The organism is Sporocytophaga myxococcoides (assembly GCF_000775915.1).
In the GTDB taxonomy this organism is placed as follows: Bacteria; Bacteroidota; Bacteroidia; order Cytophagales; family Cytophagaceae; genus Sporocytophaga; species Sporocytophaga myxococcoides_A.
The window spans coordinates 166,231-190,555 of record NZ_BBLT01000009.1 but is presented as its reverse complement, the minus strand read 5'-3'; the positions used below and the strand labels follow the sequence as shown (position 1 = coordinate 190,555).

At 36.3% G+C, this 24,325-nt stretch carries 20 protein-coding genes; 13 read left to right on the top strand and 7 right to left on the bottom strand.

The features are described 5' to 3' along the window. Nucleotides 1–19 precede the first annotated feature (19 nt). The 3 genes from MYP_RS19405 to MYP_RS19395 are packed head-to-tail and all read right to left on the bottom strand — an operon-like array spanning nucleotide 20 to nucleotide 3,329. Entirely contained in the window at nucleotides 20–1,603 is a 1,584-nt protein-coding gene (locus MYP_RS19405) for a hypothetical protein (protein WP_045467241.1), read from the bottom strand. A 53-nt stretch (nucleotides 1,604–1,656) separates the two neighbouring features. Continuing rightward, complete coding sequence (locus MYP_RS19400) at nucleotides 1,657–2,754, bottom strand: gliding motility-associated C-terminal domain-containing protein (RefSeq protein WP_045467239.1); 1,098 nt, start codon at nucleotides 2,752–2,754, stop codon at nucleotides 1,657–1,659. Continuing rightward, a complete protein-coding gene (locus tag MYP_RS19395) occupies nucleotides 2,751–3,329 on the bottom strand; it encodes an RNA polymerase sigma factor (protein ID WP_045467236.1) in 579 nt (192 codons plus the stop codon). The genes MYP_RS19400 and MYP_RS19395 overlap by 4 nt, the downstream gene beginning before the upstream one ends. Before the next feature lie 105 nt (nucleotides 3,330–3,434). On the opposite strand from MYP_RS19395, the gene MYP_RS19390 reads away from it, so the two are divergent. Continuing rightward, nucleotides 3,435–4,304 carry a type IX secretion system membrane protein PorP/SprF gene (locus MYP_RS19390; RefSeq protein WP_052430366.1) on the top strand — a complete coding sequence of 290 codons (870 nt, stop codon included), beginning with the start codon at nucleotides 3,435–3,437 and terminating at the stop codon, nucleotides 4,302–4,304. 123 nt (nucleotides 4,305–4,427) lie between these two features. Then, the gene (locus MYP_RS19385) at nucleotides 4,428–7,286 is read left to right on the top strand and encodes a T9SS type A sorting domain-containing protein (RefSeq protein ID WP_081990608.1); all 2,859 of its coding nucleotides are present in this window, start codon (nucleotides 4,428–4,430) and stop codon (nucleotides 7,284–7,286) included. A gap of 277 nt (nucleotides 7,287–7,563) precedes the next feature. Here the strand turns inward: MYP_RS19385 and MYP_RS19380 are convergent, their stop codons facing one another. Continuing rightward, nucleotides 7,564–8,397: an endonuclease/exonuclease/phosphatase family protein gene (locus MYP_RS19380; RefSeq protein ID WP_197060135.1), complete on the bottom strand. Its 834-nt coding sequence runs from the start codon at nucleotides 8,395–8,397 to the stop codon at nucleotides 7,564–7,566. Nucleotides 8,398–9,095: 698 nt separating this feature from the next. On the opposite strand from MYP_RS19380, the gene MYP_RS19375 reads away from it, so the two are divergent. Then, nucleotides 9,096–9,752 (top strand): phosphatase PAP2 family protein, encoded by a 657-nt coding sequence (locus tag MYP_RS19375; RefSeq protein WP_197060134.1) that lies wholly within the window; start codon nucleotides 9,096–9,098, stop codon nucleotides 9,750–9,752. Here MYP_RS19375 and MYP_RS25415 read toward each other — a convergent pair whose 3' ends face one another. Next, nucleotides 9,753–10,595, bottom strand: coding sequence for a phosphatase PAP2 family protein (locus MYP_RS25415; RefSeq protein WP_052430364.1), 843 nt, complete (start codon nucleotides 10,593–10,595; stop codon nucleotides 9,753–9,755). 88 nt (nucleotides 10,596–10,683) lie between these two features. Between MYP_RS25415 and MYP_RS19365 the strand changes: the two genes are divergently transcribed. From MYP_RS19365 to MYP_RS19355, 3 genes are all read left to right on the top strand, one after another. Further along, nucleotides 10,684–11,469 (top strand): TIGR00266 family protein, encoded by a 786-nt coding sequence (locus MYP_RS19365; RefSeq protein ID WP_045467392.1) that lies wholly within the window; start codon nucleotides 10,684–10,686, stop codon nucleotides 11,467–11,469. A 178-nt stretch (nucleotides 11,470–11,647) separates the two neighbouring features. Beyond that, nucleotides 11,648–12,205 (top strand): lipocalin family protein, encoded by a 558-nt coding sequence (locus MYP_RS19360; RefSeq protein ID WP_052430363.1) that lies wholly within the window; start codon nucleotides 11,648–11,650, stop codon nucleotides 12,203–12,205. A gap of 166 nt (nucleotides 12,206–12,371) precedes the next feature. Continuing rightward, nucleotides 12,372–12,980 (top strand): START domain-containing protein, encoded by a 609-nt coding sequence (locus tag MYP_RS19355; RefSeq protein ID WP_197060133.1) that lies wholly within the window; start codon nucleotides 12,372–12,374, stop codon nucleotides 12,978–12,980. Between the two features lie 2 nt (nucleotides 12,981–12,982). Here MYP_RS19355 and MYP_RS19350 read toward each other — a convergent pair whose 3' ends face one another. Together MYP_RS19350 and MYP_RS19345 are read right to left on the bottom strand one after the other, a co-directional pair. Further along, entirely contained in the window at nucleotides 12,983–13,456 is a 474-nt protein-coding gene (locus tag MYP_RS19350; protein WP_045467228.1) for a DinB family protein, read from the bottom strand. Nucleotides 13,457–13,510: 54 nt separating this feature from the next. Then, the gene (locus tag MYP_RS19345) at nucleotides 13,511–14,458 is read right to left on the bottom strand and encodes a PstS family phosphate ABC transporter substrate-binding protein (protein ID WP_197060132.1); all 948 of its coding nucleotides are present in this window, start codon (nucleotides 14,456–14,458) and stop codon (nucleotides 13,511–13,513) included. A gap of 256 nt (nucleotides 14,459–14,714) precedes the next feature. Here MYP_RS19345 and MYP_RS19340 point away from each other — a divergent pair, with 256 nt between their 5' ends. The 7 genes from MYP_RS19340 to MYP_RS19310 all read left to right on the top strand — a co-directional run bounded on the left by MYP_RS19340 (nucleotide 14,715) and on the right by MYP_RS19310 (nucleotide 24,251). After that, nucleotides 14,715–15,941, top strand: coding sequence for an OmpP1/FadL family transporter (locus MYP_RS19340; protein WP_045467226.1), 1,227 nt, complete (start codon nucleotides 14,715–14,717; stop codon nucleotides 15,939–15,941). 13 nt (nucleotides 15,942–15,954) lie between these two features. Next, nucleotides 15,955–17,286, top strand: coding sequence for an SGNH/GDSL hydrolase family protein (locus tag MYP_RS19335; protein ID WP_045467385.1), 1,332 nt, complete (start codon nucleotides 15,955–15,957; stop codon nucleotides 17,284–17,286). A 506-nt stretch (nucleotides 17,287–17,792) separates the two neighbouring features. Beyond that, on the top strand, nucleotides 17,793–18,497 hold the full coding sequence (locus MYP_RS19330) for a MotA/TolQ/ExbB proton channel family protein (RefSeq protein ID WP_045467223.1): 705 nt from the start codon (nucleotides 17,793–17,795) through the stop codon (nucleotides 18,495–18,497). Beyond that, nucleotides 18,478–18,873: an ExbD/TolR family protein gene (locus MYP_RS19325; RefSeq protein ID WP_045467221.1), complete on the top strand. Its 396-nt coding sequence runs from the start codon at nucleotides 18,478–18,480 to the stop codon at nucleotides 18,871–18,873. The genes MYP_RS19330 and MYP_RS19325 overlap by 20 nt, the downstream gene beginning before the upstream one ends. A gap of 29 nt (nucleotides 18,874–18,902) precedes the next feature. Further along, complete coding sequence (locus MYP_RS19320) at nucleotides 18,903–20,516, top strand: NADP-dependent glyceraldehyde-3-phosphate dehydrogenase (RefSeq protein WP_045467220.1); 1,614 nt, start codon at nucleotides 18,903–18,905, stop codon at nucleotides 20,514–20,516. 80 nt (nucleotides 20,517–20,596) lie between these two features. Then, nucleotides 20,597–22,687: a sodium-translocating pyrophosphatase gene (locus MYP_RS19315; protein WP_052430361.1), complete on the top strand. Its 2,091-nt coding sequence runs from the start codon at nucleotides 20,597–20,599 to the stop codon at nucleotides 22,685–22,687. Nucleotides 22,688–22,805: 118 nt separating this feature from the next. Continuing rightward, nucleotides 22,806–24,251 carry an amino acid permease gene (locus tag MYP_RS19310; RefSeq protein ID WP_045467218.1) on the top strand — a complete coding sequence of 482 codons (1,446 nt, stop codon included), beginning with the start codon at nucleotides 22,806–22,808 and terminating at the stop codon, nucleotides 24,249–24,251. The last annotated feature ends 74 nt before the right edge of the window (nucleotides 24,252–24,325 follow it).

Genomic DNA, 24,325 nt, shown 5'->3' with positions numbered 1-24,325 from the left:
GGAATTATGAATTCCAACCCTAACGAATTAAAGTAATATTGATTACTTTGTTTTCATTGACAACAATAGCATAATAACCAGCATCTGCCATTGTTCCATCTGTTTTTGTCCCGTCCCAGACTGCAGGTGCAACAAGTTCTCTGATTAAATTTCTTCCGGAATCCAGAATTTTAATCTTGCCTGGAGTCTCAATAAAATAAGAGTCCATGTAACCATCACCATTTGGACTGAATACTGCCTGACAGTCTTTAGGTTTTTTAAGGGTGAAAGATGTTGAGCCATTACAATTAAACTGGTCACTAACTGTAAACTTATACATTCCAGCTTCCAGGTTATTATACCTGAAATTATCAATTGTAAGTGTATCAGATTTTGTGACTGATTTGATGCCAAAACGAAAAGGAGGGGTTCCTCCATTATGTTCAACACCATTCAACTCTATTGAAATACCCTCTTTGCAGTCTTCCGAAATGACATTTAAGGTTTTAAATGATAATTCGATACATGGTTTTATGTCTAGAACCAACTTAGTACTCTTAAGTGCAAGAAAAGGAAGGGTCTGCAATCTTATTTCCTGATAATACTCACCTGACTGTTCCAGAGTTAGAGGAGATAAAGTCAGATCGGATGATTTAATATTAATATCAGCAACCCCATTTTTGAACCACTGATAAGTTACAGGAAGTGTTGCATCTACCTTAGGGTCATAACTGAAGGAATTGGCGCTGTCTTTCAACTCAAGCCTCTGATCAATAATAAATGGCTTTTGAGGACTATAAATAAATTTGTTAAACTGAGGATGAATTTTCAGTGGTAAGATATCTTCAAATGTGAGATAATTATCAGAAATATCCACATTATTCAGGTTTGGTTTTGTTAGCAGATCAGGAAGACTGGATAACTTATTATTGGATACATTATAGGTTGTCAGAGTTGTATTAGTTTTAAGATCAGACAAGTCTTTGAGATTATTTCCTTGAATAAATAATACTTCAAGGAAATTCAGATCTTTTAAACCTATTATGGTATCAAGCCCCAAATGATTTAAATGTAATTGTTTAAGATTTTTTAGGTTGGATACATTTTGAAAAATAGGCATCGGATTGTTTCCGGCAACAAGTATTTCCAGATTTTCATAACCTGAAAGATCCGGTAGCTCTGAAAGTTGATTACTGGAACAATACAGGTTTTTTAAATTTTTAGAAACAGGTAATGCCGGCAATTTCTTAAGTTGGTTATTGTAAACCTGAAGGTCCTGTAAATTAACAAGAGTATAAAGATCAGGTAACTCTATAATGACATTATTAGTCAGGTATAGATTTCGTAAGTTTGTAAGGCCCGATATATCGGGAATAGTAGTGAGTTGATTATAGCTAAGTTTTAGACTATAAATACTATGAAAGTGAGAAATGCCGGTAGCATCTTTGATGTTTGAGTATTGCAAATCCAACTCCCCGATATATTCCTGAGCTTTTTTGATATCTAGTAGGCCATTTTTCATCAGAGAAAAGTAATCCTTCTCTAGCTTTGCCCTAAAATTGGGATCTGGTATTTCAGCAAAATCCTGAGCACTGACTTTGACGCCAATCAAAACAAAAGCCATTAAAAGGAAAACCCTTTTAAGCTTTAACGTTCTTATATGAAGGTTACTCAAAATCATTTTAATACCGTAATCTGTCCGTTTTCTTTCCCACCATTAGCATATTCGACTATATAAACATATAATCCGGCTAGTGCCAGATTGCCAGTCATATCTGTTCCTGTCCATTCTACTATTTCTCCCTGGCCTGTTTTGGTCTTAAATATAAGCAATCCTGCTCTATTGTATATTGAAAGTATTCCCGGTTCTTCTGAAGAAACAGAAATTTTCAAAGTCTCACCAAGTTCCGGACTAAAGCTGAAAGATTGCTTCTTATAACATTCCTTTGCTGATACCTGGATTGATTTCTCTTTTAAACAACCTGACTGGTCTCTGACTTTGACGGTGTAACTACCTGGTCTTAGATTTGAGTAACTTGATTCGGAAGAAAAATTTCCGCTACCATTCAATTCGAAGAAATATGGCCCCGTGCCACCTTTAAGGCTTTTTTCTTCAACCTTAACTTCTCCCGTTGCACCATCAATACAAGAGCTTGCTGAGGTAAGTTTAAAAATAATATTTACATCCGCGCAAGCGTCTGATTTCTTATCGAGAGTTGCTAGGATCGCTAATGAATCAGATGTAATTGTTACTGTTTCTTTTTGTAATATAATCTCATTCTTTATTTCTAAAGGAACCGTATCTATAAGGCTTTCGGAAGAGTTCCTGATTTGAGGGTTTTTCCATACCTCTTTATTTACAGGCTTTTTAGTTTTCGGATCTATTGGTATTTCATTATTTTGAGATGGATCAGCTTTTTGAACAAATTGTGTTTCTGCAACACTGTTTACAGATCTTGGCTTTTCTGATTCATTGTTACTTGAGATACCAAAAATTGTGGCTGCACCAATAAGGAGGAGGATTGATCCTCCCAATAACCATTTTTTGATGTTATTTTTTTGATCTAGATTGTTAATGTCTTTTTTGATCCTATCTCTCAGAATGTCCAGTTCAGCACCAAGAACAATCTTATTAAGCAACTTCTGATTGGCAACCTCATCTCTCAGAGCAGGATCTTCAGCAAGTGCTTTTTCGAATTTTAATAAAGCATCATTGCTCAGCTCCCCACTGAGGTATTGGTCAATCTCAAAGTAATATTCAACTCCTTCTTTCAATGCTTTAATAAATTTAAAAGATTCTTATCTTCATTTACTAGTTTTTGCAAATACTGCTTGCACCTATAGTTGTTGGTCTTAGCGACATTTTCACTTGCATACCCCATCTTCTCACTGATTTCCTTCATGCTTAATTTTTCAAATATAGAGAAGCGAAGGATTTTCTGGCATTTTTCATCTAGTTTCTCAAATACCAATCTCATTGCAGAAGACTTTTCTTTTGTAATTAAATCTCCAAGATGATCAGAGTTATCGGAATATTCACTTTCCATAAGGCTCAGGTCTTTACTCTGAATGCGCTTATCTCTTCTAACCTTATCAATCCAAAGATTGCGGGAAACAGAAAAAATAAAACCATCAATTCCATATTGCTGGTTAAATTTATTTTGCTTCACCTGATTGAAAAATATTACAACTGCATCCTGAAAGATGTCACTTGCTTCTTCCTGAGAACCATTATTCTGAAGAACATATCTTCGGACCTTTTTCAAAGTATGTTCATAAAGATAAGCAAGTACAGGGTCATTTTCACCCTGTTGGATACATTCTATAATTTTTGAATCTATTTTATTCACACTTCCTGATCCTACGATTTGAAAATAAAAAAGTAAACACTAGCTTCACGGCTATTATTTTTAATTTTACGAGAATAACTGTTAAAAATTACAGAAATTATTCCTGTGTCCGGATTCAGACTAATTATATTAGTAATTTTTATTACTCCTTCTTTTGTCAGAGGCCAGTCCCGATCAGAAGTCCCGGATCTCTTCGATCAGTTTTTTAATAATTATTACTTACTTAATCCTGCAGCTCAAGATACAAGCTATAAATTTAAAATCAGGGGAGAAAACAGAACTCAAACAGGGCTTTTTGAGGGGATAAGTAAGCTTTATGCTGACGCAGATTTTAAAATAAGAGAAAAAGATGGACGATCTCAATTCATTGGATTGCAGGCTGTAAATTTTAAAGAAGGTGATTTTATAAACAGAAGCAGGCTTTATGGAAGGTATTCCTGGAGGACAAATCTTTCGGAATATTCTTCATTGTCAGCTGGAGCAGCTTTCGGAATAGTGAATTACAATTTCAGAGGTTCTCAGGCTGGAGCTGGCGGAAGTTCAACTGTTATGGACGGAAGTGCTGGTATATGGTATAGTTGGAAAAGCCTTTATTTGGGAGTTGCAGGTCAGCAAATATTAAGGAATAAGCTTCAACCTATAAATCAAGAGTTTCAGTTGGACAGATATTGGAATTGCAATATGTTATATAGTTTTCAGATATCGCATTTTCTTGATTTTACTCCCCATTTATATACGAGATTGCAAAAAGGAACTGATAATGTTCAGCTAGCTGGGATTTTTGATATTTATGATTTGGCAAGTGCAGGTGTAAATTTAAAATATAAAAGAGGCATTGCGTTTATTGTCGGGTTAAAAAATTTAAAAGTAGGAAACTCCGCTTTCTCATTTTATGCTTCTTATTTGGCTGGTACAAACAGCCCGTCAATATTGGATGACAATGCCGTGGAATTTTATCTGAGCTTTCAACGCTGAAATCTGATTTAGTTATTTGTTTATTTTTTTCAATTTTTTTTTATCCAACTGTTTACATTTCATTTTCCACTCCGTATAAGGTTTGATTTTTTCGCAAAAAGAAAAATACAAATCGGATCATACATGAAGAATACACTATTCTTATTACCAATTTTAATGCTTTTAATGTGGATTCAGCAATCTGCAATTGCTCAAGCTACGAATACCTGGAAAAATGTTGCAATAGGAGCTGGTGGGTTTGTATCAAGTATTATCACAAGTAAAACCGAAGCTAATTTAGTGTATGCACGAACAGATGTGGGTGGAGCTTACAGATGGGATCCCGTTAAAAATGTTTGGATTCCTCTTACGGATTGGGTTTCTGATAGTGAAACAGGATATCTTGGTGTAGAAGCACTGGCTATAGATCCTCAGGATTCTAAGAAGGTTTATATGCTGGTAGGGATAGATTATTTTAATGGAGGTAAAACAGCTATTCTTCGTTCCAGTGACTATGGAAATACTTTTTCAGTAACAGAAGTCACAGCTCAATTTAAAGCACATGGCAATGGCATGGGACGTCAGAATGGTGAAAAACTGGTTGTAGATCCGAATTTAAGTACTTTACTTTTTTGTGGAACCAGAAGAAACGGTCTTTTTAAAAGCACTAATTCAGGTGCTACATGGAGTAAAGTGAGTGCTTTAAATGTTGCCAGCACGCCTAATGATAATGGTATCAGTTTCGTTCTGATCGATCCTGCAAGTGGAACTAAAGGTAGTGCTTCAAAAACAATTTTTGCCGGTGTTTCCCGGACAGGAACTAACTTATATGTAAGTAAAGATGGAGGGGCTACTTTCAATGCTATTTCTGGTGGTCCTACCGACTTTATGCCTCAGAGAGCAGTACTCGCTGCTGATGGAAACTTGTTCATTACTTATGCTAATGGAGCAGGACCGCACGGGCACTGGAGCGCTCCCGAGCCTATGGATGATGGGGCAATCTGGAAATACAACACTAAAACAGGAACATGGACTAATGTAACACCTTCAGGCTACGCTAGAGCTTTTGCAGGTATTTGTGTTGATCCTAACAATTCAAACAGGCTTGTAGCTTCTACTATCAACACATACCTTCCTCATAACAATGCCTGGGGAGATAGAATCTTTCTCAGTACAAATGGTGGAACATCCTGGACAGATCTTTTTGCAGGTGGTATGACACTGGATGCAAATGGTTGCCCGTGGATTGCTAATCAGGCAATACATTGGGCAGGATCTATTGAATTTGACCCATTTAATACAGCAAAAGTCTGGGTGACTTCAGGAAATGGTGTTTTCAAGACGGAAAATGTCAATGCATCAAAGACAACATGGAAGTTTATGCAAAATGGCCTTGAAGAAACAGTGCCTCTTGACATGGTGAGCATTCCTGGAGGACCTCTGGTTTCAGCAATAGGTGATTATGATGGATTTGTTCATACGGATATTACTAAATATTATTCCAGACATACTCCAAATACTGGTACTACGACAGGTATTGCATTTGCATCTAAAAATACAAGTGTAATGCTACGTGTTGGAAATGATATGTATTACTCTACAAATCAAGGTGGAAGCTGGACGAAGTGTGATAAAAATGGTCTAAGCGGTGTTAAGGGTAGTGTAGCAATATCTGCAGATGGAAAAGTATTCCTCGCTTGTCCTGAGAATTCTTCCACCACTTACAGATCTACAGACAATGGAAATTCATGGACAGCATGTTCGGGCATAAACATAACAGGAGCTTTTCCTGTAGCCGATGCTGAAAATCCCAAAAAGTTTTACGCTTTCAATGAATCAAGCGGTACTATGCTGGTAAGCACAGATGGTGGTGTTTCTTTCAGTACTTCAGGAAATGCAGGATCAGGTGGATCCCGAGTCATTCGCTCTGCTCCGGGCAAAGAAGGACATCTCTGGGTGCCACTTTGGAATGGCCTGGTTAGGTCGACTAATTCAGGACAAACATTTACCAAAGTTAACAATGTAACTTATTGCGGTGCAGTAGGGCTGGGTAAAGAAGCTCCGGGTAAAAGTTATCCTACCATTTATATATGGGGAACAATAAATAATGTCATAGGTGTTTACCGCTCAGTAGATGAAGGTGCTACCTGGGTAAGAGTAAATGATAACGAACATGAGTTCGGAGGACCTGGCAATGCCAAAATGGTGCTGGGAGATATGAATGTATATGGAAGAGTATACATGAGCACGGCGGGAAGGGGGATCGTATATACAGAAACCGGAACCCCGGATTGTGCAGGAGTAATAGGCGGCTCAGCCTATCTTGATAATTGTAGTACCTGTGTTGGCGGAACCACCGAAAAACAGCCATGTGTGGCAGACTGTAACGGAGATTTTGGAGGTACAGCTTTCAAAGACAACTGTGATGTTTGTGTAGGAGGAAAAACAGGCAAAACAGCCTGTGTGAAAGATTGCAATGGTGTTTTTGGTGGGACTGCACTTATAGACAATTGTAATATTTGTGTAGGCGGAAATACTGGTAAATTTGCCTGCGTAAAAGATTGCCATGGCGAATATGGCGGAAAAGCTTATTTGGACAACTGTCAGACCTGTGTTGGCGGTAGCACAGGGATGACAGCTTGCTCCAAAGATTGTAATGGAGACTGGGGCGGCACAGCATCCTTAGACGTCTGTAATGTTTGTTCGGGTGGAAAAACAGGAAAAGTGCCTGTTGTAAATCAAAGAGAGTGTACTATTACATCCATTGATAATATTCAATCTGGTGAGATGGTATCAGTTTATCCAAATCCTTTTAATACTGATTTTACTATTGCATCAGAGGGGCAGTTTTATTATACTATTATCAACTTCACTGGTAATACAGTGGCATTTGGTGCAGCAGAAGGTCTATTGGTGTTAGGTGCTGATCTTTCAGCAGGCATGTATCTTGTAAAAGTTGAAAAGGCTGGTAAAACAACAATCAGAAAGGTTGTAAAATACTAAATTAAAGACTCTGGGGAATAGTCGAATGAGTGAAATGATTTATAAGGTCTTTCACTTTCTTCACTTCCTAGATAGCATTAAGCAAAGGAATCAAATCGATAATAACTAAATTTTTGTTGATAGTTTAATTAGTGAAATGATCCATCAGGTCTTTCACTTATCTCCTTAGCTTAATTTCAAAATGAATGGTTTGGGTTTACCGAATTCCCTTTTTCGGTGCTTAAATACAGGTTGATAGAAGTATGTATGAAGGATTCTTAACGGGATCCTTCATTTTTTAATGCTGATCAGAGAATTTGTAGCATCCCTGAACAGGAACATGATCTGAAATTTGTATCGAATCAAATGTCTGAAAGTTTTTTATCGATAATTTCCTTGGCTCAAAGAACTGATGATCGATTCTTAAAAAAGCTTTATTCGGTAAAAATGTAAATCCAAAGCCATTACCTTTTTCTTCAAATCCATTGTTCAGCTTTTTTTTCATTTTTTGGTAAACATAGCTATATGGAGTTTCATTGAAATCACCAGCAACAATCAATGGAAAGGAAGTAGAATCGATGAAAGCAATTAGTTTTTTAACCTGAGTGCTTCTGATTTCGCTCGTTTCCTTTAGCCAATAAGCATTTCTCAGCACTTTTTTTAGCGGAAAGAATGGATTTCCCTTTTTCAGATTGTTGGATTCAAAATGAACACTGACAATTCTTAGTAACTTACCCTTTATAAGTACATCAGCATAAATGCCCTTGTTAAAATCGCTTCTGCCTTCAAATACCAATCCATTGCGAATAATCGGGTATTTAGAGAAAATTGTTACTCCAACTACATTTTTTTTGGCGAAAACAACCTGATAAGGATATAGCGCTTCAAGAAAGGGCCCCTTTTCAGGAAAGAACTCCTGTAAGCAAACGAAATCTGTATTTTTTTCAGAAATAACTCTTGCCAAATTTTCTTTAAATCCCAGTTCATGAGAAATATTATATCCGCTTACATTGTATGAAAGAACATTAAAATCACAATTAGTATCTGTGGTTTCATTTATGTTGTTTATTCTTAAAAGAGTAGAAAAATAAAAAAATGAGAGAAGGAAAAATAACATTCCAACCCATTTCATTTTTGATCTCTTCTTAAAAAAAAACAGAAATAGAATTATAATAAAATTAAAATAAACGAAGACAGGAATTAATAAGGTGCCGATTTCAGAAATCCAAAGTATATGTGGGGGGATGTATAATGAAATCAGAGCAAAGGTAAAAGTGAGATAAAAAAGTATCAAAAAGCAATTGCCTATTAAGACAGGATTGCGTCTTGAATAATTCGAAACTGAACTCATATTAAATTTTTGAAATATTAATCTTACTTTTTGAGTAAGTAACTTGCGAGGCGAATTTAAAGATAAATTTCTACTAACTTTTTGAAAAGTCAAATGATTTTCAAAAATCAAGGACTTATTTATTCCTGAAGAATGAACTGAAAAGCATTTATTTTCAAATGAATAAGCCCATTTGCAGTGGTAACTGATATGAGAATCTTTATTTTCGAAAGATAGTGCTGGAAACTTGACTTCTCTTATTCTCAAAATAAATAATATGATCCATTAGATTTCATCTTAAGCTATAAATGAACTTTTTGGCTTAAAAAATATTCCATGATCACCATCGTTCTATCAGTCAATTCAGCTATTCTCGTCAGTAATTTTGGCGAAAATCTTATTACTCCTATTCTTCCATGGACCTGCGTTTATATCTATTCGTTTTTCTGTTCTTATTTAATATTAGAGGTATATATGCCCAGTCTGATACTACAACTATTTTGAAGAAAAAAAAGTGGTATCAGAGAAATTCAGTAAAATATTTTGCCGCACCTGCAATTTTAGTTGGTTATGGAGTTTCTGTATCAGGGAAGCATGGTTTTTACAGCAGTATCGATACAAAAAAAGATATTCATCATTTATTTCCTGATTTTTCTACAGATGCAGACGATTATATAAAATATGTTCCCTATGGTCAATATGTATTGTTAAAGTTGCTGGGAACGTCTTCCCAGCATGATTTTCTCAATGTAGCGCTGCTTATTATTAAGTCAAATATCATTGCTTCTGCTATGGTTTTTCCTTTAAAAAATATAGTAGGCAGAGAGCGGCCTGACAGGTCAGATTTTATGTCTTTTCCTTCGGGGCATACTGCTGATGCATTTGTTGCAGCGGCTATTTTGCATCAGGAATTTAAAGATGTAAGCCCCTGGATAGGTGTATCTGGATATGTTGTTGCAGCCTCTGTGGGAGTATGCAGAATGCTAAATAATAAACACTGGCAATCGGATGTTTTGGCTGGAGCGGGAATTGGCATTTTATCCGTTCATCTTGCTTATCTCACACATCTCAATCGTTTTCATTTACCCAAAAAACTTACAATTTCACCTATAGTAAATTTTCATGCAAAAGGGATTGGTATTAAATATAGCTTTTAATCAGAATTTATAAGTCATTGAAAATCCCTGATAAGGGCCAATAACAGGATCAAATGACATGTTTTTATTCTTTTTACGAGGTTTGTGAAGTTCTGGAACTACAATTCCAATTGCAGCGCCAGCTATAGTTCCTACTATTAGATCAGAGGGAAAATGCATCCCGGCTTTATATCTGAAATAGGCAGTTAAAACAGGAGGAATAACTGCCAGACCGTATAAAACCGGTACAAGTTTGGATCCTTTGTGATAATCAGCAAATACCTTTGCAGCAAAAAAAGAACATGTGGCAGCAGCAGCAGCATGGCCTCCATAGAATGAATTTTTGGATCCGTTTCGGGTTCGTCTTTCAATGCTTTCATTTGGATTATAAACATATGGGCGGTATCTGTTAATCCGGCCTACTCCCCATGAATAACAGTTGGACATAAGCGAAATGGTAGTCAGGTAAATAACTCCGATTCTTAAAGCATCCTGCCTGATTTTTTTGTCAAATAATAATAATCCGGGCAAAATAACAGTGGTTGTAAGAGTTATATCTGACATGTGCATGGCAGTTTCTGCAAATGCTGGATTTTGCCTTGTAGCTCCCCGGTCAAATTTTGGAACATCCTCAGGGCCTAAGGTAAGAACAGTTGCTTCATCAATTCCTTTTTTCCCTTTTAATACACGAACACCATAATAATTAGAGACTAAACCTCCGACTATTATGGGGGCATCAATATACCATTTTACTCTATATATATGCTGTTTTCTTAATCTTTCATTTGAAACAGAGTCCTTTTGCTGACCAAAAGTCTGAAAAAACAAAAAAGAAAGAATAAAAGGCAGATAAATTCTTTTCATGAACCAGATCGGAATGGACTTTGTACTTAAAACAACTTTAGAATTAAAGATTTTGTTAAATTCGCATCTGATAAACATTTTACTTAATATGAAAAGCAATCACGAAATAGATTACAAAATTTATGGTGAGGAAATGCAGTTTGTAGAAATCGAACTGGATCCTCAGGAAACTGTAGTTGCTGAATCCGGCAGCTTTATGATGATGGAAGAAGGGATAAGAATGGAAACTATTTTTGGTGACGGATCACAGCAACAGGGAGGATTTCTGGGGAAAATATTTACTGCAGGAAAAAGACTTCTGACTGGAGAGAGCTTGTTTATGACTGCTTTCACTAACGGAGGGGCTGGTAAAAAACATGTAAGTTTTGCATCTCCTTATCCAGGGAAAATTATACCTATGAACCTTCTGGAACTGAATGGCAGATTAATTTGTCAGAAAGATTCCTTTTTATGTGCTGCGAAAGGGGTATCAATTGGAATTGAGTTTCAGAAAAAACTTGGTACAGGACTTTTTGGGGGAGAAGGGTTCATTATGCAAAAGCTGGAAGGTGATGGATTTGCTTTTGTACATGCAGGTGGGATGGTTACTGAAAAAACACTCCAGCCAGGTGAAGTACTTAAGGTAGATACGGGCTGTATCGTTGCATTCACAAATGGAGTAGATTATGATATCGAATTTGTAGGAGGAATAAAAAATTCACTTTTTGGTGGTGAGGGGTTATTTTTCGCAACCCTTAGAGGACCTGGAAAAGTTTGGGTACAATCTTTACCTATAAGCCGACTTGCTTCCAGAATGATGGCATATGGCATTGGACAACGCAAGGAAGAAGGTAGTATCCTTGGTGGATTGGGTAATCTTATTGATGGAGATTAGAAATATCAATTTGTTAATAAAAAAGAGATTGGCAGAAATGGTAATCTCTTTTTTTTGCACTCCGTTGCCTATCCTTTTAAAGCTTTAAATATGGATGATATTGAGTTATCTTTTATTTGAAATTTGTTATTAAAACAGTCTTATTGTTGTACCTGTTATCCATTTAAAAGACAGAATAATGGAAACGGAAATCAATTGGAGATCGGTAATAGGTGGGGCAGTGGCCGGGGCAATTTTAGGATATCTTATGAGAAGAAGACCTGCTCCGATTAAGGTAGAGCGAAAAATAGATCTGAATAGATATCAAGGTAGATGGTATGAAATTGCTGCAATACCTTCAAAGTTTGAAAAGGGATGTATTAATGTAACTTCTGAGTATTCATTGCAAAAAGATGGAACATTTAACATTGTGAATGAATGCAGGGTCATTGAATCGGGGAATCTGAAAAAATCATTTGGTAAAGCTATATTGAAGGATCCTGTAACAAATTCAAAGTTTAAATTAAAATTCAGAGGCCCATTTAAAAGAGATTACCAAATCCTTTCTGTAGGAAATGAGTATGAATATGCATTAGCCGGAGATCAGTCCAGAAAAAGACTTTGGATATTGTCCAGGAAGCCGGTATTGTCAAAAAATATTGTTGATCAATTAATAGATAAAGCAAAAAACGAAGGATTTGATATTGGAAAGATTGTTTTTATTAAACACAACCATTTGAATGAGCCTTGTAATTAAAAGATGGATCACAAAGAACTTATTTTATTGTTTTAAGCTTTTATCCCAAGTATGTATATTTAATCCCATTATAATCGTAACATATACATATTAGCTCAGTTAATTAATATTAAATTATTTTTTAAGTTGGCTGAAAATTTATTTGAATAGAAAAACAAAATTAAACGTGATTAAACTAACATTTTCTCTGCTGTTCTTAAATATACTTTTAGCCTTTACATCTGTAGGGGGTGATTGGGAATTAAAAAAGGAGCAGGAAGGAATTAAAATTTATACCGGAGATAAAGATGCGGGTATCAAAAAAATTAAAATAGAAACCAGCATCAATTATTCTGCAGCTAAAGTGCTTGAAATACTTAAAGATAAGGAAAAATATACAAATTGGGTTTATAAATGCAGTGAAGCAAAGTTGTTGAAAAAGGTTAATGAAAACGAATATTACCATTATCAGATGACGAGTGCACCATGGCCAATACAAGACCGTGATATGATTGTGCACCTTAAAATTGCAGAAAATCCCAATGGAGAATACATTTTAACTGGTAAAGGAATTCCGGATTACCTGCCTGAAAGAAGTGGAAGAGTCAGAATTAAACATTACCAGACACTTTGGAAAATAACACCGATTACAGATAATTCATGTCAGGTAATTTACGAAATGAGAGTTGATCCTTCCGGAGCAATTCCAGCATGGCTCTATAATCTTGGGTCAACAGAAGGTCCGCTTATAACAGCTCAAAATTTGAAAAAAGAAGTAGAGAAAAGATTCCATTAATTTCACCAAATTCTTAATAACTTCCTTAAAAGAACTATCTGACCTGTATGGTAAGCTGTATGATCGCAGATTAATATGGCTTCCCTTAAAAGGTTTTGCCCTGTCCCATTTGGAATAGGGGCCAGAAGATTAGAAGAAGAGTCTTTGATCAAATTTACAAAAGAATTTCTATCCTCTTTGAAATTGCGTAGGCACTCTTGCCATTGCTGAATTGTAGGTTCAGTATCTGCAGGCCAGTAATCATCAGGCCACTTTGGTTCTTGATATTTGGTATTGGTACAAAATTCAAGAATATCTTTTTGTGTAAACTGAATATGGGAACTTAGTTGCCAGATATTATATGGGAAAATTGTTTCTGATTTTCCTGCCGTTTTGTAATCTATACCCTTAACTGCGTCTTCAAATGAGATGTGGGCCTGGTCTTTTTCCAGCATGTTCAAAAGTTGAATCCGAATGCTTTTCTGTTCATCTTTCATTTAAGAGAAACAGAGAACAGAATCTCTTGTTTAATTAAAGCACTGAATCTTCTTTTACTGAATTTCTTTATGATGTTTTCCGCTAATTAGAGAACTGCTGACAGGAATGTACCCTTCATTAAAGATAATTTCTTTTCCTTCCTCACTTTTTATAAAATCAATAAAGGCTTTTAATTTTATATAAGTATCAGCGGTATAATACAGATATAAAGGCCTTACAAATTTATAGTGGAAATTTTCCACGTGTTCATTTCTTAGTTTTATGAAAGTTTTCCCTTTATCAAAAGAGATATCAAGTGGTTCTACTGAGTAATTCAATTGTGCAAATGAAACATACCCAATTGCATTTTGATATTTGCGAACAGAATCAATTATATCTTTACTGTTTTTAAGGTGTACTGTAGTTTCAGAAAAGTTTTCATTGTTCAGTATTTGTTCCTTAAAATATCGATATGTACCCGATGTGCTATCTCTTCCAAAGATGCGTATTTGCTTATTAAGGCCAGTACTTACTTCCCACTCATTAATGTTTCCTGTAAAAATTTCTTTTACCATTTCTTTCGTTAAGCCCCTAACTTTATTATTTACATTTACAATAATAGCAAGTGCATCACCACCAAGATATAGTTCAACGAAATCAAGCTTTCTTTTATGAAAATCATATTTATGATTTTCATTCATTATTGCTGAAGTCATGGCTATGTCTGCATCTTGCGTTTTTAACGTTTCTATTCCAGACTGGCTTCCGGAAGCTTCTATATGAAAAACATATAAATTATTCTTTTTTTCAAACCTTGAAATTAACTTTTCCATAACCGGAGCCACTGTAGTGCTGCCTTTGATAGAAATTTTTATCTGATTTGAAACCTTATTTTCAAGAGTAGTATCTTTTTTAATTTCAGTAACAGAATTTTCTAAAACTGCTGAAGAAAGATTTAAGGTATTAGTGCCATCACAGGAGAATATGAATACGGCAAAGAATATCAATAATAACTTGTTCACAAATGCGGTAATTTGTTCGAAAATAATTAATTGAAGCAACTTGACAAAAGAATTTTTCCTAGACAGGTGTGTGTTGTAACTCCTAAAACATCGCAAAGACTAGGTGATTCAAATTTAGGCTTTATGCAAGAATAATATTAATCGAAACATAGATTTAATGATTATTTAACAGCATTTTTTAAAAAATCAAGTCTTAAGACCCTTAAACAATTATTCAATCTACCAGTTATACCAACAATTTTTAAATCAATAAAACATGAAAAAACTTTTATTTTTTGTGATATTCTTATCAGCTGCCTATTTGGCAAAAGCTGGAGGGTACCAGGTAAATCTCATTGGAATTCGATATATCGGAATGGGGCATATTGGTACAGGGCTTACGATGGATGCTGGTTCTATTTTCTTTAATCCAGGAGCATTGTCTTTAATTAAAGACAAATATAGCATTACAGGGAGCGTAAGTGGTATATTTTCATACACCCAATTCCGCTCTGCCGATGCGGGTTTTACTGCCAGGACAGATAACCCTTTGTCTACACCTTTCTCAGTATTTGCCAGTGCCAAAATTACTGATGATTTAAGTGCAGGAATAGGAGTGTATACCCCATTTGGCAGTTCCATTGTATGGGGTGATAACTGGGGTGGAAAATATTTGATACAGGATATTAAATTAAAATCCATATTGTTCCAACCAACCCTTTCTTATAAAATAGGTGATAAGCTTGGTATAGGTGCAGGACTTGTATTTGCCTATGGAAAGGTAGATCTTAACAGGGCATTACCGGTAACTTTTGCTGATGGAAGTTCAGGCCAAGTCAATTTAAAAGGGCATGCAACCAATTGGGGGTATAATGTTGGAATATCTTTTAAACCAATAGAAGCCCTGACAATAGGTTTGAATTACAGGTCTAAAATAAAGATGGATCTTAAAGACGGGGATGCTAATTTTACTGTACCCTCATCATTATCACCAAATTTTCCTGCAGGAAATAAATTTAATGCCACTCTTCCACTACCGGCTACTTTCAGTGGTGGGATCTCATATAATATCAATGATAAATTCCTGATCGGAGCTCAGGTTGATTATGTTAGATGGAGCGCTTATGATTCACTGATTTTTGATTTCAAACAAAATACACCATCATTACCTGATTCCAGAAATCCAAGAAAGTATGAAAATACTTTTATATTCAGACTAGGAGGGCAATATAAAGCCACTGATATGTTTACTGTGAGACTGGGTGGATATTATGATCAAACTCCTATAAGAAAAGATTATGTAAATCCTGAAACGCCCGATGGAAATAGAATCGGGCTATCTGCAGGGCTTTCCATTTATCCCTCAGAGAAATTAAGTATAGACTTGTCATTTTTATTTGTCAATCAGCTGAAACGAGATTCGGAGTACGCACCTGCGAATTTTAAAGGGGCATACAAAACCTATGCATACATTCCGGGAATTGGCTTATCATATAATTTTTAATCAGAAAGGAACTATGAAACTTAAGATAGCACATTTGTATATTGCTCTGGCAATTTTAACATTTGGATGCAAACCGGATATAAAAGAAGATGTTACAATCACTTCCGGAACTGCTGATTTTTCAAAGTACGTAGCAGTCGGAAATTCTTTAACAGCTGGTTATTCAAATGGAGCCCTTTACAAATCCGGGCAGTCATATGCTTTTCCTAATATTCTTGCTCAGCAATTTTCATTAGCCGGAGGAGGTCCATTTAAGATTCCCTACATGGTAGATGAAAATGGAATCGGTGTTCAAAATGGCCAACCAGTTACCAAAAGGGTTTTGGGTACCGTAACAGATTGTAAAGGAGTAACTTCTTTGGGGCCTGTTTTTGCAGGAACCCCCAATCTCCTGAATCTTGCACCTATAGGGTCGACAGGACCATTTAATAATATGGGAGTCCCCGGAGCAAAGTCATTTCATTTACTGACTCCTTTATTTGGCAGATCTTTAGATCAAGGAGGTAATCCTTTTTACTATCGGATAGCCAGTAATCCGGGAGTTTCCACAGTGGTAGGAGATGCGGCAGCTCAAAATCCTTCCTTTGTTTCTTTTTGGATTGGGAATAATGACGTACTTGGATATGCTACAACAGGTGGAGAAGGAGGAGGGGACAGTATTACAAATCCAGTTGCCTTTACTCAATATCTGAATGCAATTGTAAATACATTATTGGCAGGGGGAGCTAAAGGAGTAATTGCAAACATTACTGATATAACAAAAATTCCATTCTTCACAACAGTACCTTACAATGGATTGGTATTAACTTCTCAGGCGCAGGTAGATGCCCTAAACCTTAACTACGGTCCCTTAGGAATTACATTCAATCTTGGACAAAATCCTTTTATCATTAGTGATCAGAATGCTCCGGGAGGTAGAAGACAAATAAAAAGCGATGAATTAATTTTATTAACGATCCCTCAGGATTCCATAAAATGTTATGGTTGGGGAAGTCAAACCCCAATTCCAGGCAAATATGTCCTTGATCAGACTGAAATTGCCAATGTTAAAGCTGCAACAGCTGCATATAATCAGGCAATCGTGACTGTAGCACAGCAAAAAGATCTGGCATTTGCGGATATGGCATCATTGCTGTCTTCTCTTAGTACAGGTTTGACTTTTAATGGTCTCACATTTACAACAACATTTGTGACCGGTGGAGCATTTTCTTTGGATGGAATTCACCTTACACCTCAGGGAAATGCCGTTGTTGCTAACGGATTTATTAATGCTATAAATCTTAAATATGGATCAACTTTGCCTCAGGTCAATGTTGCCTCATATCCTGGCATTGTTTTCCCATAAAAGTTTAAAACTTTATAAACAGAGGTTGTCTGGTATTCGGGCAACCTCTTTTTTTTATCACGTTTAAAGCAAAATAAAAATTTATGAGCCAAAGATTTAACATATCCTTCCTAATAGAAAAATATCCTTGTTAAGGAATTAAGTTAAATTCATATATTTGCCGCTAATTATATTAGGAATATAGTAATATTACTATTCCGTAAATAGAATTTAAATTATATAAATTGTTGAATATTTGTATGTTAGTAGATTTAGGGATGTGTTTCGATATTTTTATATGTAAATGGTAAATAATCTCAGGGCAAAAAAAACTAAAAATATTCCTGAATTGACTATAAAAACTCCAGTTAGGGAACTTAAATGATTAATAAAGGGATTTATAATTGCCCTAGAATCAGAACTTGAAATTTAAAATAAGAACTTACGTTTAGAATACTAACTGGAATAAATATTGATAATCGGATAATTAAAGAGATAATAACTAAAACAAGGACTAAAATTAAAGTATGACAATTTTATTACAAGTGGCGGACTCGGCTTTAGCTGTTGCTTCAGCTGCCGGCTCAAATCCTAAAGAAGGGATTTCTTACCTTCAATTAATCATGATGGGTGGTTTAATCATGCTTCCCATTCTTTTACTTTCCTTAATTTCTTTTTACATATTCATCGAACGATTTCTTTATATTAAAAATAACGCTCAGCCTGATAAGGGACTTTTATCTATTGTAAAAGAGAAAGTACAAACAGGTAAAACTTCAGAGGCATTAAGATTGTGTGAAAATTCATCCCTGCCAGTTGCCAGAATGCTTGAAAAAGCCATCATCCGTTTAGGTTCATCTATCAGAGATATTGAAAGTGCAATGGAAAACGTAGCTGCTGTGGAAGTTTCCAAAATGGAAAAAAATATGGGATTGCTTGTCGGTATTGCTGCCGTAGCTCCTATGCTTGGTTTCCTTGGTACTGTATTTGGTATGATACATACATTTCAGGATATTGCAGCAAATGACAATATCAGTATAGGTGTAATTTCAGGCGGTATTTATCAGAAAATGATAACTTCTTCGGCTGGTCTGATTGTTGGTATCATCGCACATATTTTTTATACCATCCTCAATTCCATGATTGAGAAAAATGTAACAACTCTGGAGTTACAGGCTATCGATTTCCTTGACATATTACACAAACCAGTATATGAAGATCAAAAGGCGTAAAAAGACTCATGTTGCGGTTGAAGCTGCAGCTTTGTCAGATATTTTGTTTTTCCTGTTGGTATTCTTTCTTATGCTGTCTACGCTTGCAAGTCCAGACGCTATTAAAGTATTGTTACCTCAGGCAAAAACAGGGTCAGCTGTTCCAAGACAAGTAGTAAATCTTACAGTAGACAAGGATTCTAAGATCTTTATAGGTAAGGACGAAGTTAATTTTGATGCATTAAAATCTCAACTTGAAGCCACAACTCAAAGGCTGGAAAATCCTACAATTGTGCTGAAAATGGACAGAACTCTGGAAGTTCAAAAACTTATCAGCATAATAGATGTTACTAATCAGTTGAAATTGCCGGTGGTAGTAGCATCAGATAAAAAATAGAAAAACTAAACAGATAACAATAAACCAATATGAATTTTGAAAATCTTTTTCCAAAAGAAGAGAATATACCTGCTTCAGTAAAGCTGAACGGACCTTTACACCAAAAGGAATATTTGATCAATGGAGAAATTAAGCATGCAGAAGGGGCAACACAAAAGGTTTTTTCACCTGTTTGTATTGAAAAAGATGGAACCCTGACTCAGGTTGAGTTAGGGAGCTTTCCTTTATTGACTGAAAAGGAAGCATTTGAAGCTATGGATGCTGCGGCCAACGCCTATAAAAATGGAACAGGTGAGTGGCCAATGATGCAGGTAGATCAGAGAATTAAAGCTGTTGAAAAGTTTACCTGGAAGATGAAGGAAAAGAAGTGGGAAGTGGTCAACATGCTTATGTGGGAAACTGGAAAACCACTAAAGGATTCGGAGAAGGAATTTGACAGAACTGTAGAATACATAAACGATACAATTAATGCATTAAAAATACTCGACAGAAAATCATCAAGATTTGAAATTGAACAGGGGATTATCGGGAAAGTAAGAAGGGGGCCGCTTGGGGTAGTTCTTTGTATGGGACCATACAACTATCCTTTGAACGAGACTTTCACCACTCTTATTCCTGCTCTGATTATGGGAAATACCATCGTATTTAAACCTGCGAAAATCGGTGTGCTCCTTCACAGACCTTTACTTGAAGCTTTCCGGGAATGTTTTCCTAAGGGAGTTGTAAACATAGTATACGGAAGAGGCAGAGCTACAGTAGGACCTTTAATGTCAACTGGTAAAATTGATGTGTTGGCATTTATCGGGACAAGTAAATCAGCAAACGTACTTAAAAGTCAGCATCCAAAGCCTAACAGACTGAGATCAGTTTTAGCTCTTGAAGCTAAAAATCCTGGTATCGTACTTCCTCATGCTGATCTTGATAATGCTGTTAAGGAGTGTTTATTAGGATCACTTTCTTTTAATGGACAGCGTTGTACAGCATTAAAAATCATTTTTGTTCATAATAAAATTAAAGATCAGTTTATACAGAAATTCGTAACTGAGCTGGATAAACTTAAAAGGGGAATGCCTTGGGAAGATGGTGTTTCCATTACTCCGCTTCCAGAGCCTGAAAAACCTGGGTACCTGACTGATTTAATTAAGGATGCCGAATCTAAAGGTGCAAAAGTGGTAAATCCAAATGGCGGTGCAATTTGCAATACATACTTTAATCCTGCGATTTTATTTCCGGTAGATTCATCAATGAAGATTTTCCATGAAGAACAATTCGGACCAGCAGTACCTGTTGTTGCTTTCGATGATGTTCAGGAGCCAATTGATTACATTGTTAACTCTAACTATGGGCAGCAGGTAAGCTTGTTTGGAAGTGATTCACAGGAATTGGCCTATCTTGTAGACAGACTTGTAAATCAGGTTTGCAGAGTGAATATTAACAGCCAGTGTCAAAGAGGACCGGACGTTTTTCCATTTAATGGAAGAAAAGATTCTGCAGAAGGTACTCTTTCAGTAGAGGATGCTTTAAGAGCATTTTCAATCAGAACAATTGTAGCTGCTAAAGAGATAGAACCAAATAAAGTAATTATAAAAGAGATCGTAAAAGAAAATCATTCCAGTTTCATGTCTACCGATTTTATCTTTTAGGTTTTGAATTAAATTACTGTAAATTTGATAGTTAAATTAAATCTTGTTTACTAATTAATTAATAACCTAAACTAATTAAAATGGAGATTTTTGGAATTATCATTCTCGGAGTGTTAGCTCTGATATTTACTTTTTTTAAAACTAAATGGGTAAACAGTCAGCCTGCAGGAGAGGGCAAAATGACTGAAATAGCTAAGCATATAGCTGATGGTGCATTATCATTTCTAAAGGCTGAATACAAAGCCTTGTCGATATTTGTCATCGTTATTGCTGTGCTGCTTTCATTCTTAGCTGAAGAAGAAAATTCGCACTGGTTAATCGGCGTAGCCTTTGTTGTAGGTGCATGCTTTTCAGCTCTTGCAGGTTTTCTTGGTATGAAAATCGCCACGAAAAGTAATGTAAGAACAACCCAGGCTGCCAGAACAAGTCTTTCTAAAGCACTTGATGTATCCTTTACCGGTGGTATGGTGATGGGGATAAATGTTGTTGCTATAGGAATTCTTGGTTTAAGTGTTTTATTCCTGTTATTCAGTAATATTCATACTGTTTTAGGCATTGAGCCCTGGAGAGTAAAGAAGGTGCTTGAAGTAATGATAGGATTTTCTCTGGGAGCAGAAAGTCTTGCACTATTTGCCAGAGTGGGCGGAGGTATCTATACTAAAGCTGCAGATGTTGGTGCTGACCTGGTTGGAAAAGTAGAAGCTGGTATTCCAGAAGATGATCCAAGAAATCCTGCTGTAATTGCAGATAATGTTGGTGATAACGTAGGTGACGTAGCAGGTATGGGAGCCGATCTTTTCGGATCTTATGTCAGCACAATACTTGCGACTATGGTACTTGGGCTAACGGTCGCACCTATGACTAAAGATGTCTCAGGTACTAATCCTGCAATATTGCTTCCTTTATTCCTTGCTGCTGCAGGACTCGTCTTTTCAATTATAGCTTCTTTTTTCGTAAAAGTAGGAGAGAAAGGAAGTCCTCAGGTAGCATTGAATGTCGGAAACTTCGGAGCGGTAATACTAACAGCCATTGCATCTTATTTTATCATAGACTTCATGTTTGATAAGCATATCAACATTAATGGATTGTCTGTCGGGTCTGTGAATATATTTTATTCAGTAATCATCGGTTTATTGGTTGGTACACTGATCAGTCTTGTCATTGAGTATTATACTGGAAAAGACAGAGGGCCTGTAACAATGATCGCCCGTCAGTCTATGACCGGCGCGGCAACCAACATAATTGCAGGTCTGAGTGTTGGAATGTTTTCTACAGCAATTCCTGTTGTGATCTTGTCTTTGGGTATTATTTTCGCCTTTGAAATGGCAGGTCTTTATGGTGTAGCAATTGCTGCATCAGGAATGATGGCTACTACAGGTATTCAGCTAGCAATTGATGCATTCGGACCTATTGCAGATAATGCAGGTGGAATTGCTGAAATGGCAGCTCTGCCGAAAGAAGTTCGTGAGAAAACAGATGTTCTCGATTCTGTTGGAAATACTACTGCTGCGATAGGTAAAGGATTTGCCATTGCATCTGCAGCGCTAACATCTCTTGCAATGTTCTCAGCTTATATGGAGACTTCAGGTCTTCAGGTGATTGATATTGCAAATGCAAAAGTACTTGCCGGGTTACTTATTGGTGGTATGACACCATTTCTGTTTTCCGGATTTGCCATTCAGGCTGTAGGCCAATCTGCCAATGCTATGGTAGAAGAAGTCAGAAGACAGTTCAGAGAGATCAAAGGTATCATGGAAGGAAAAGCGGAAGCAGACTATGAGAAGTGTATAACCATATCAACAAGAGCAGCATTACGTCATATGATTCTACCTGGAGCAATTGCGCTGACATTTCCGCTGATAGTTGGATTTACACTTGGTAAAATGGCTTTAGGAGGTTTCCTTGCAGGAGTGCTTGTTTCTGGAGTTATGATGGCGTTTTTTCAATCAAATGCAGGTGGCGCATGGGATAATGCTAAAAAGATGTTTGAAACCGGAGTTGATATCAATGGTAAAAAATACTTTAAAGGGTCTGATCCACATAAAGCTGCAGTAGTTGGTGATACAGTGGGAGATCCGTTTAAAGATACTTCCGGACCTTCATTGAATATTCTTATAAAGCTTGTTTCTATTGTAGCAATGGTTATTGCTTCATTGCTTTCTGTAAGCTAAGAATCAGCTTTTCTTACTTAAAAAAGCCCTGTAATGATTATTATTACAGGGCTTTTTTTTATTTTTAGCTTATGTTTTATATTTTGAGGTGTTTGATTAATATTTTTAAGTCAGAAGCATGAAATCGAATTACAATTTGTTCAGGACAAAGCCACTGGAAGATGTGTTAAAAGACACGACAGAAGGACCGCAGCTTAAAAAGACTCTGGGGGCATTTAACCTGGTAACATTGGGGATAGGGGTAATTATAGGAGCAGGTATTTTTTCTCTAACTGGTATTGCAGCAGCTAATTATGCTGGTCCTGCTGTTACTATTTCCTTTATAATTGCCGCTTTAGGCTGTGCCTTTGCCGGACTTTGTTATGCCGAATTCGCTTCCATGCTGCCTATTGCAGGAAGTGCCTATACCTATTCTTATGTAACAATGGGAGAGTTTGTCGCCTGGATTATTGGTTGGGATCTTGTCCTTGAATATGCTGTGGGGGCGGCTACAGTAGCCATTAGCTGGTCAAGATATTTGAGTAAATTGCTTCATTTATATAATGTTGATCTTCCTGCTCAATTAATGATGTCTCCATTTGAGACTGCAGTCGTTAATGGCCAGACTGTGAATGGAATCATCAACCTTCCAGCAGTTTTTATTACGGTTCTGATGTCTTTGATTCTCATCAGAGGTACCAAGGAGTCTGCACGATTGAATAACTTTGTAGTTGTACTTAAAGTATCCGTGGTATTAGCTTTTATTTTCCTTGGCTGGGGATATATAAATAAAGACAATTACATTCCTTATGTTCCGGAAAACACCGGAGCTTTTGAGAATTTCGGATGGACAGGTGTCGTTACTGGAGCAGCAGTTGTATTCTTTGCTTTTATTGGATTTGATGCTGTATCCACAGCAGCTCAGGAAGCTAAAAATCCTAAAAGAGATATGCCTATCGGAATTTTAGGTTCACTTGTTATTTGTACTATTCTTTATGTGCTGTTTGCTCATGTTATGACGGGATTGGAGAACTACAAGAACTTTGTTGGAGAAGCTGCACCAGTTGCGAAAGCAATTGAAAATACACCTTATAAGTTTTTTCAGGAAATGATTATAATAGCTATTCTTGGAGGATACTCTTCAGTAGTGATGGTATTATTAATGGGTCAGTCAAGAGTGTTTTATTCTATGTCAAAAGATGGTTTACTACCATCAGTATTCTCTGAATTACATCCTAGATTCTTAACTCCATATAAATCCAATATTCTATTTGCTGCTTTTGTTGGTCTGTTCGCTGCATTTGTGCCGGTTACCGTTGTTGGAGAGATGAGTAGTATAGGTACATTATTCGCATTTGTACTTGTTTGTATGGGTGTATTGGTAATGCGTAAAACAAACCCGAATGCACCGAGAGCATTCAGAACTCCATGGGTTCCATTTGTACCGATAATGGGAATTGTTGTTTGCTGTTATATGATGTATGCCCTCCCTTTGGATACTTGGATAAGACTAATAGCCTGGATGGCCGTCGGGATTCTGGTATACTTTTCCTATAGTAAAAAGCATAGCAAATTTGCTAAATAAACAGATTAACCATTCTTAATTAAAAGAGTTGAATTATGCAGTATGTCTTTGGAATTATTCTTTGACATACTGCA

Excerpts from the sequence above, each read along its gene's own strand:
- MYP_RS19330 (WP_045467223.1), top strand. The coding sequence starts at position 17,793 with ATGACAATTTTATTACAAGTGGCGGACTCGGCTTTAGCTGTTGCTTCA.
- MYP_RS19335 (WP_045467385.1), top strand. The coding sequence starts at position 15,955 with ATGAAACTTAAGATAGCACATTTGTATATTGCTCTGGCAATTTTAACA.
- MYP_RS19385 (WP_081990608.1), top strand. The coding sequence starts at position 4,428 with ATGAAGAATACACTATTCTTATTACCAATTTTAATGCTTTTAATGTGG.
- MYP_RS19310 (WP_045467218.1), top strand. The coding sequence starts at position 22,806 with ATGAAATCGAATTACAATTTGTTCAGGACAAAGCCACTGGAAGATGTG.
- MYP_RS19350 (WP_045467228.1), bottom strand. The coding sequence starts at position 13,456 with ATGAAAGATGAACAGAAAAGCATTCGGATTCAACTTTTGAACATGCTG.
- MYP_RS19340 (WP_045467226.1), top strand. The coding sequence starts at position 14,715 with ATGAAAAAACTTTTATTTTTTGTGATATTCTTATCAGCTGCCTATTTG.
- MYP_RS19405 (WP_045467241.1), bottom strand. The coding sequence starts at position 1,603 with ATGGCTTTTGTTTTGATTGGCGTCAAAGTCAGTGCTCAGGATTTTGCT.
- MYP_RS19365 (WP_045467392.1), top strand. The coding sequence starts at position 10,684 with ATGAAAAGCAATCACGAAATAGATTACAAAATTTATGGTGAGGAAATG.
- MYP_RS19315 (WP_052430361.1), top strand. The coding sequence starts at position 20,597 with ATGGAGATTTTTGGAATTATCATTCTCGGAGTGTTAGCTCTGATATTT.
- MYP_RS19325 (WP_045467221.1), top strand. The coding sequence starts at position 18,478 with ATGAAGATCAAAAGGCGTAAAAAGACTCATGTTGCGGTTGAAGCTGCA.
- MYP_RS19380 (WP_197060135.1), bottom strand. The coding sequence starts at position 8,397 with ATGAAATGGGTTGGAATGTTATTTTTCCTTCTCTCATTTTTTTATTTT.
- MYP_RS19360 (WP_052430363.1), top strand. The coding sequence starts at position 11,648 with ATGGAAACGGAAATCAATTGGAGATCGGTAATAGGTGGGGCAGTGGCC.
- MYP_RS25415 (WP_052430364.1), bottom strand. The coding sequence starts at position 10,595 with ATGAAAAGAATTTATCTGCCTTTTATTCTTTCTTTTTTGTTTTTTCAG.
- MYP_RS19320 (WP_045467220.1), top strand. The coding sequence starts at position 18,903 with ATGAATTTTGAAAATCTTTTTCCAAAAGAAGAGAATATACCTGCTTCA.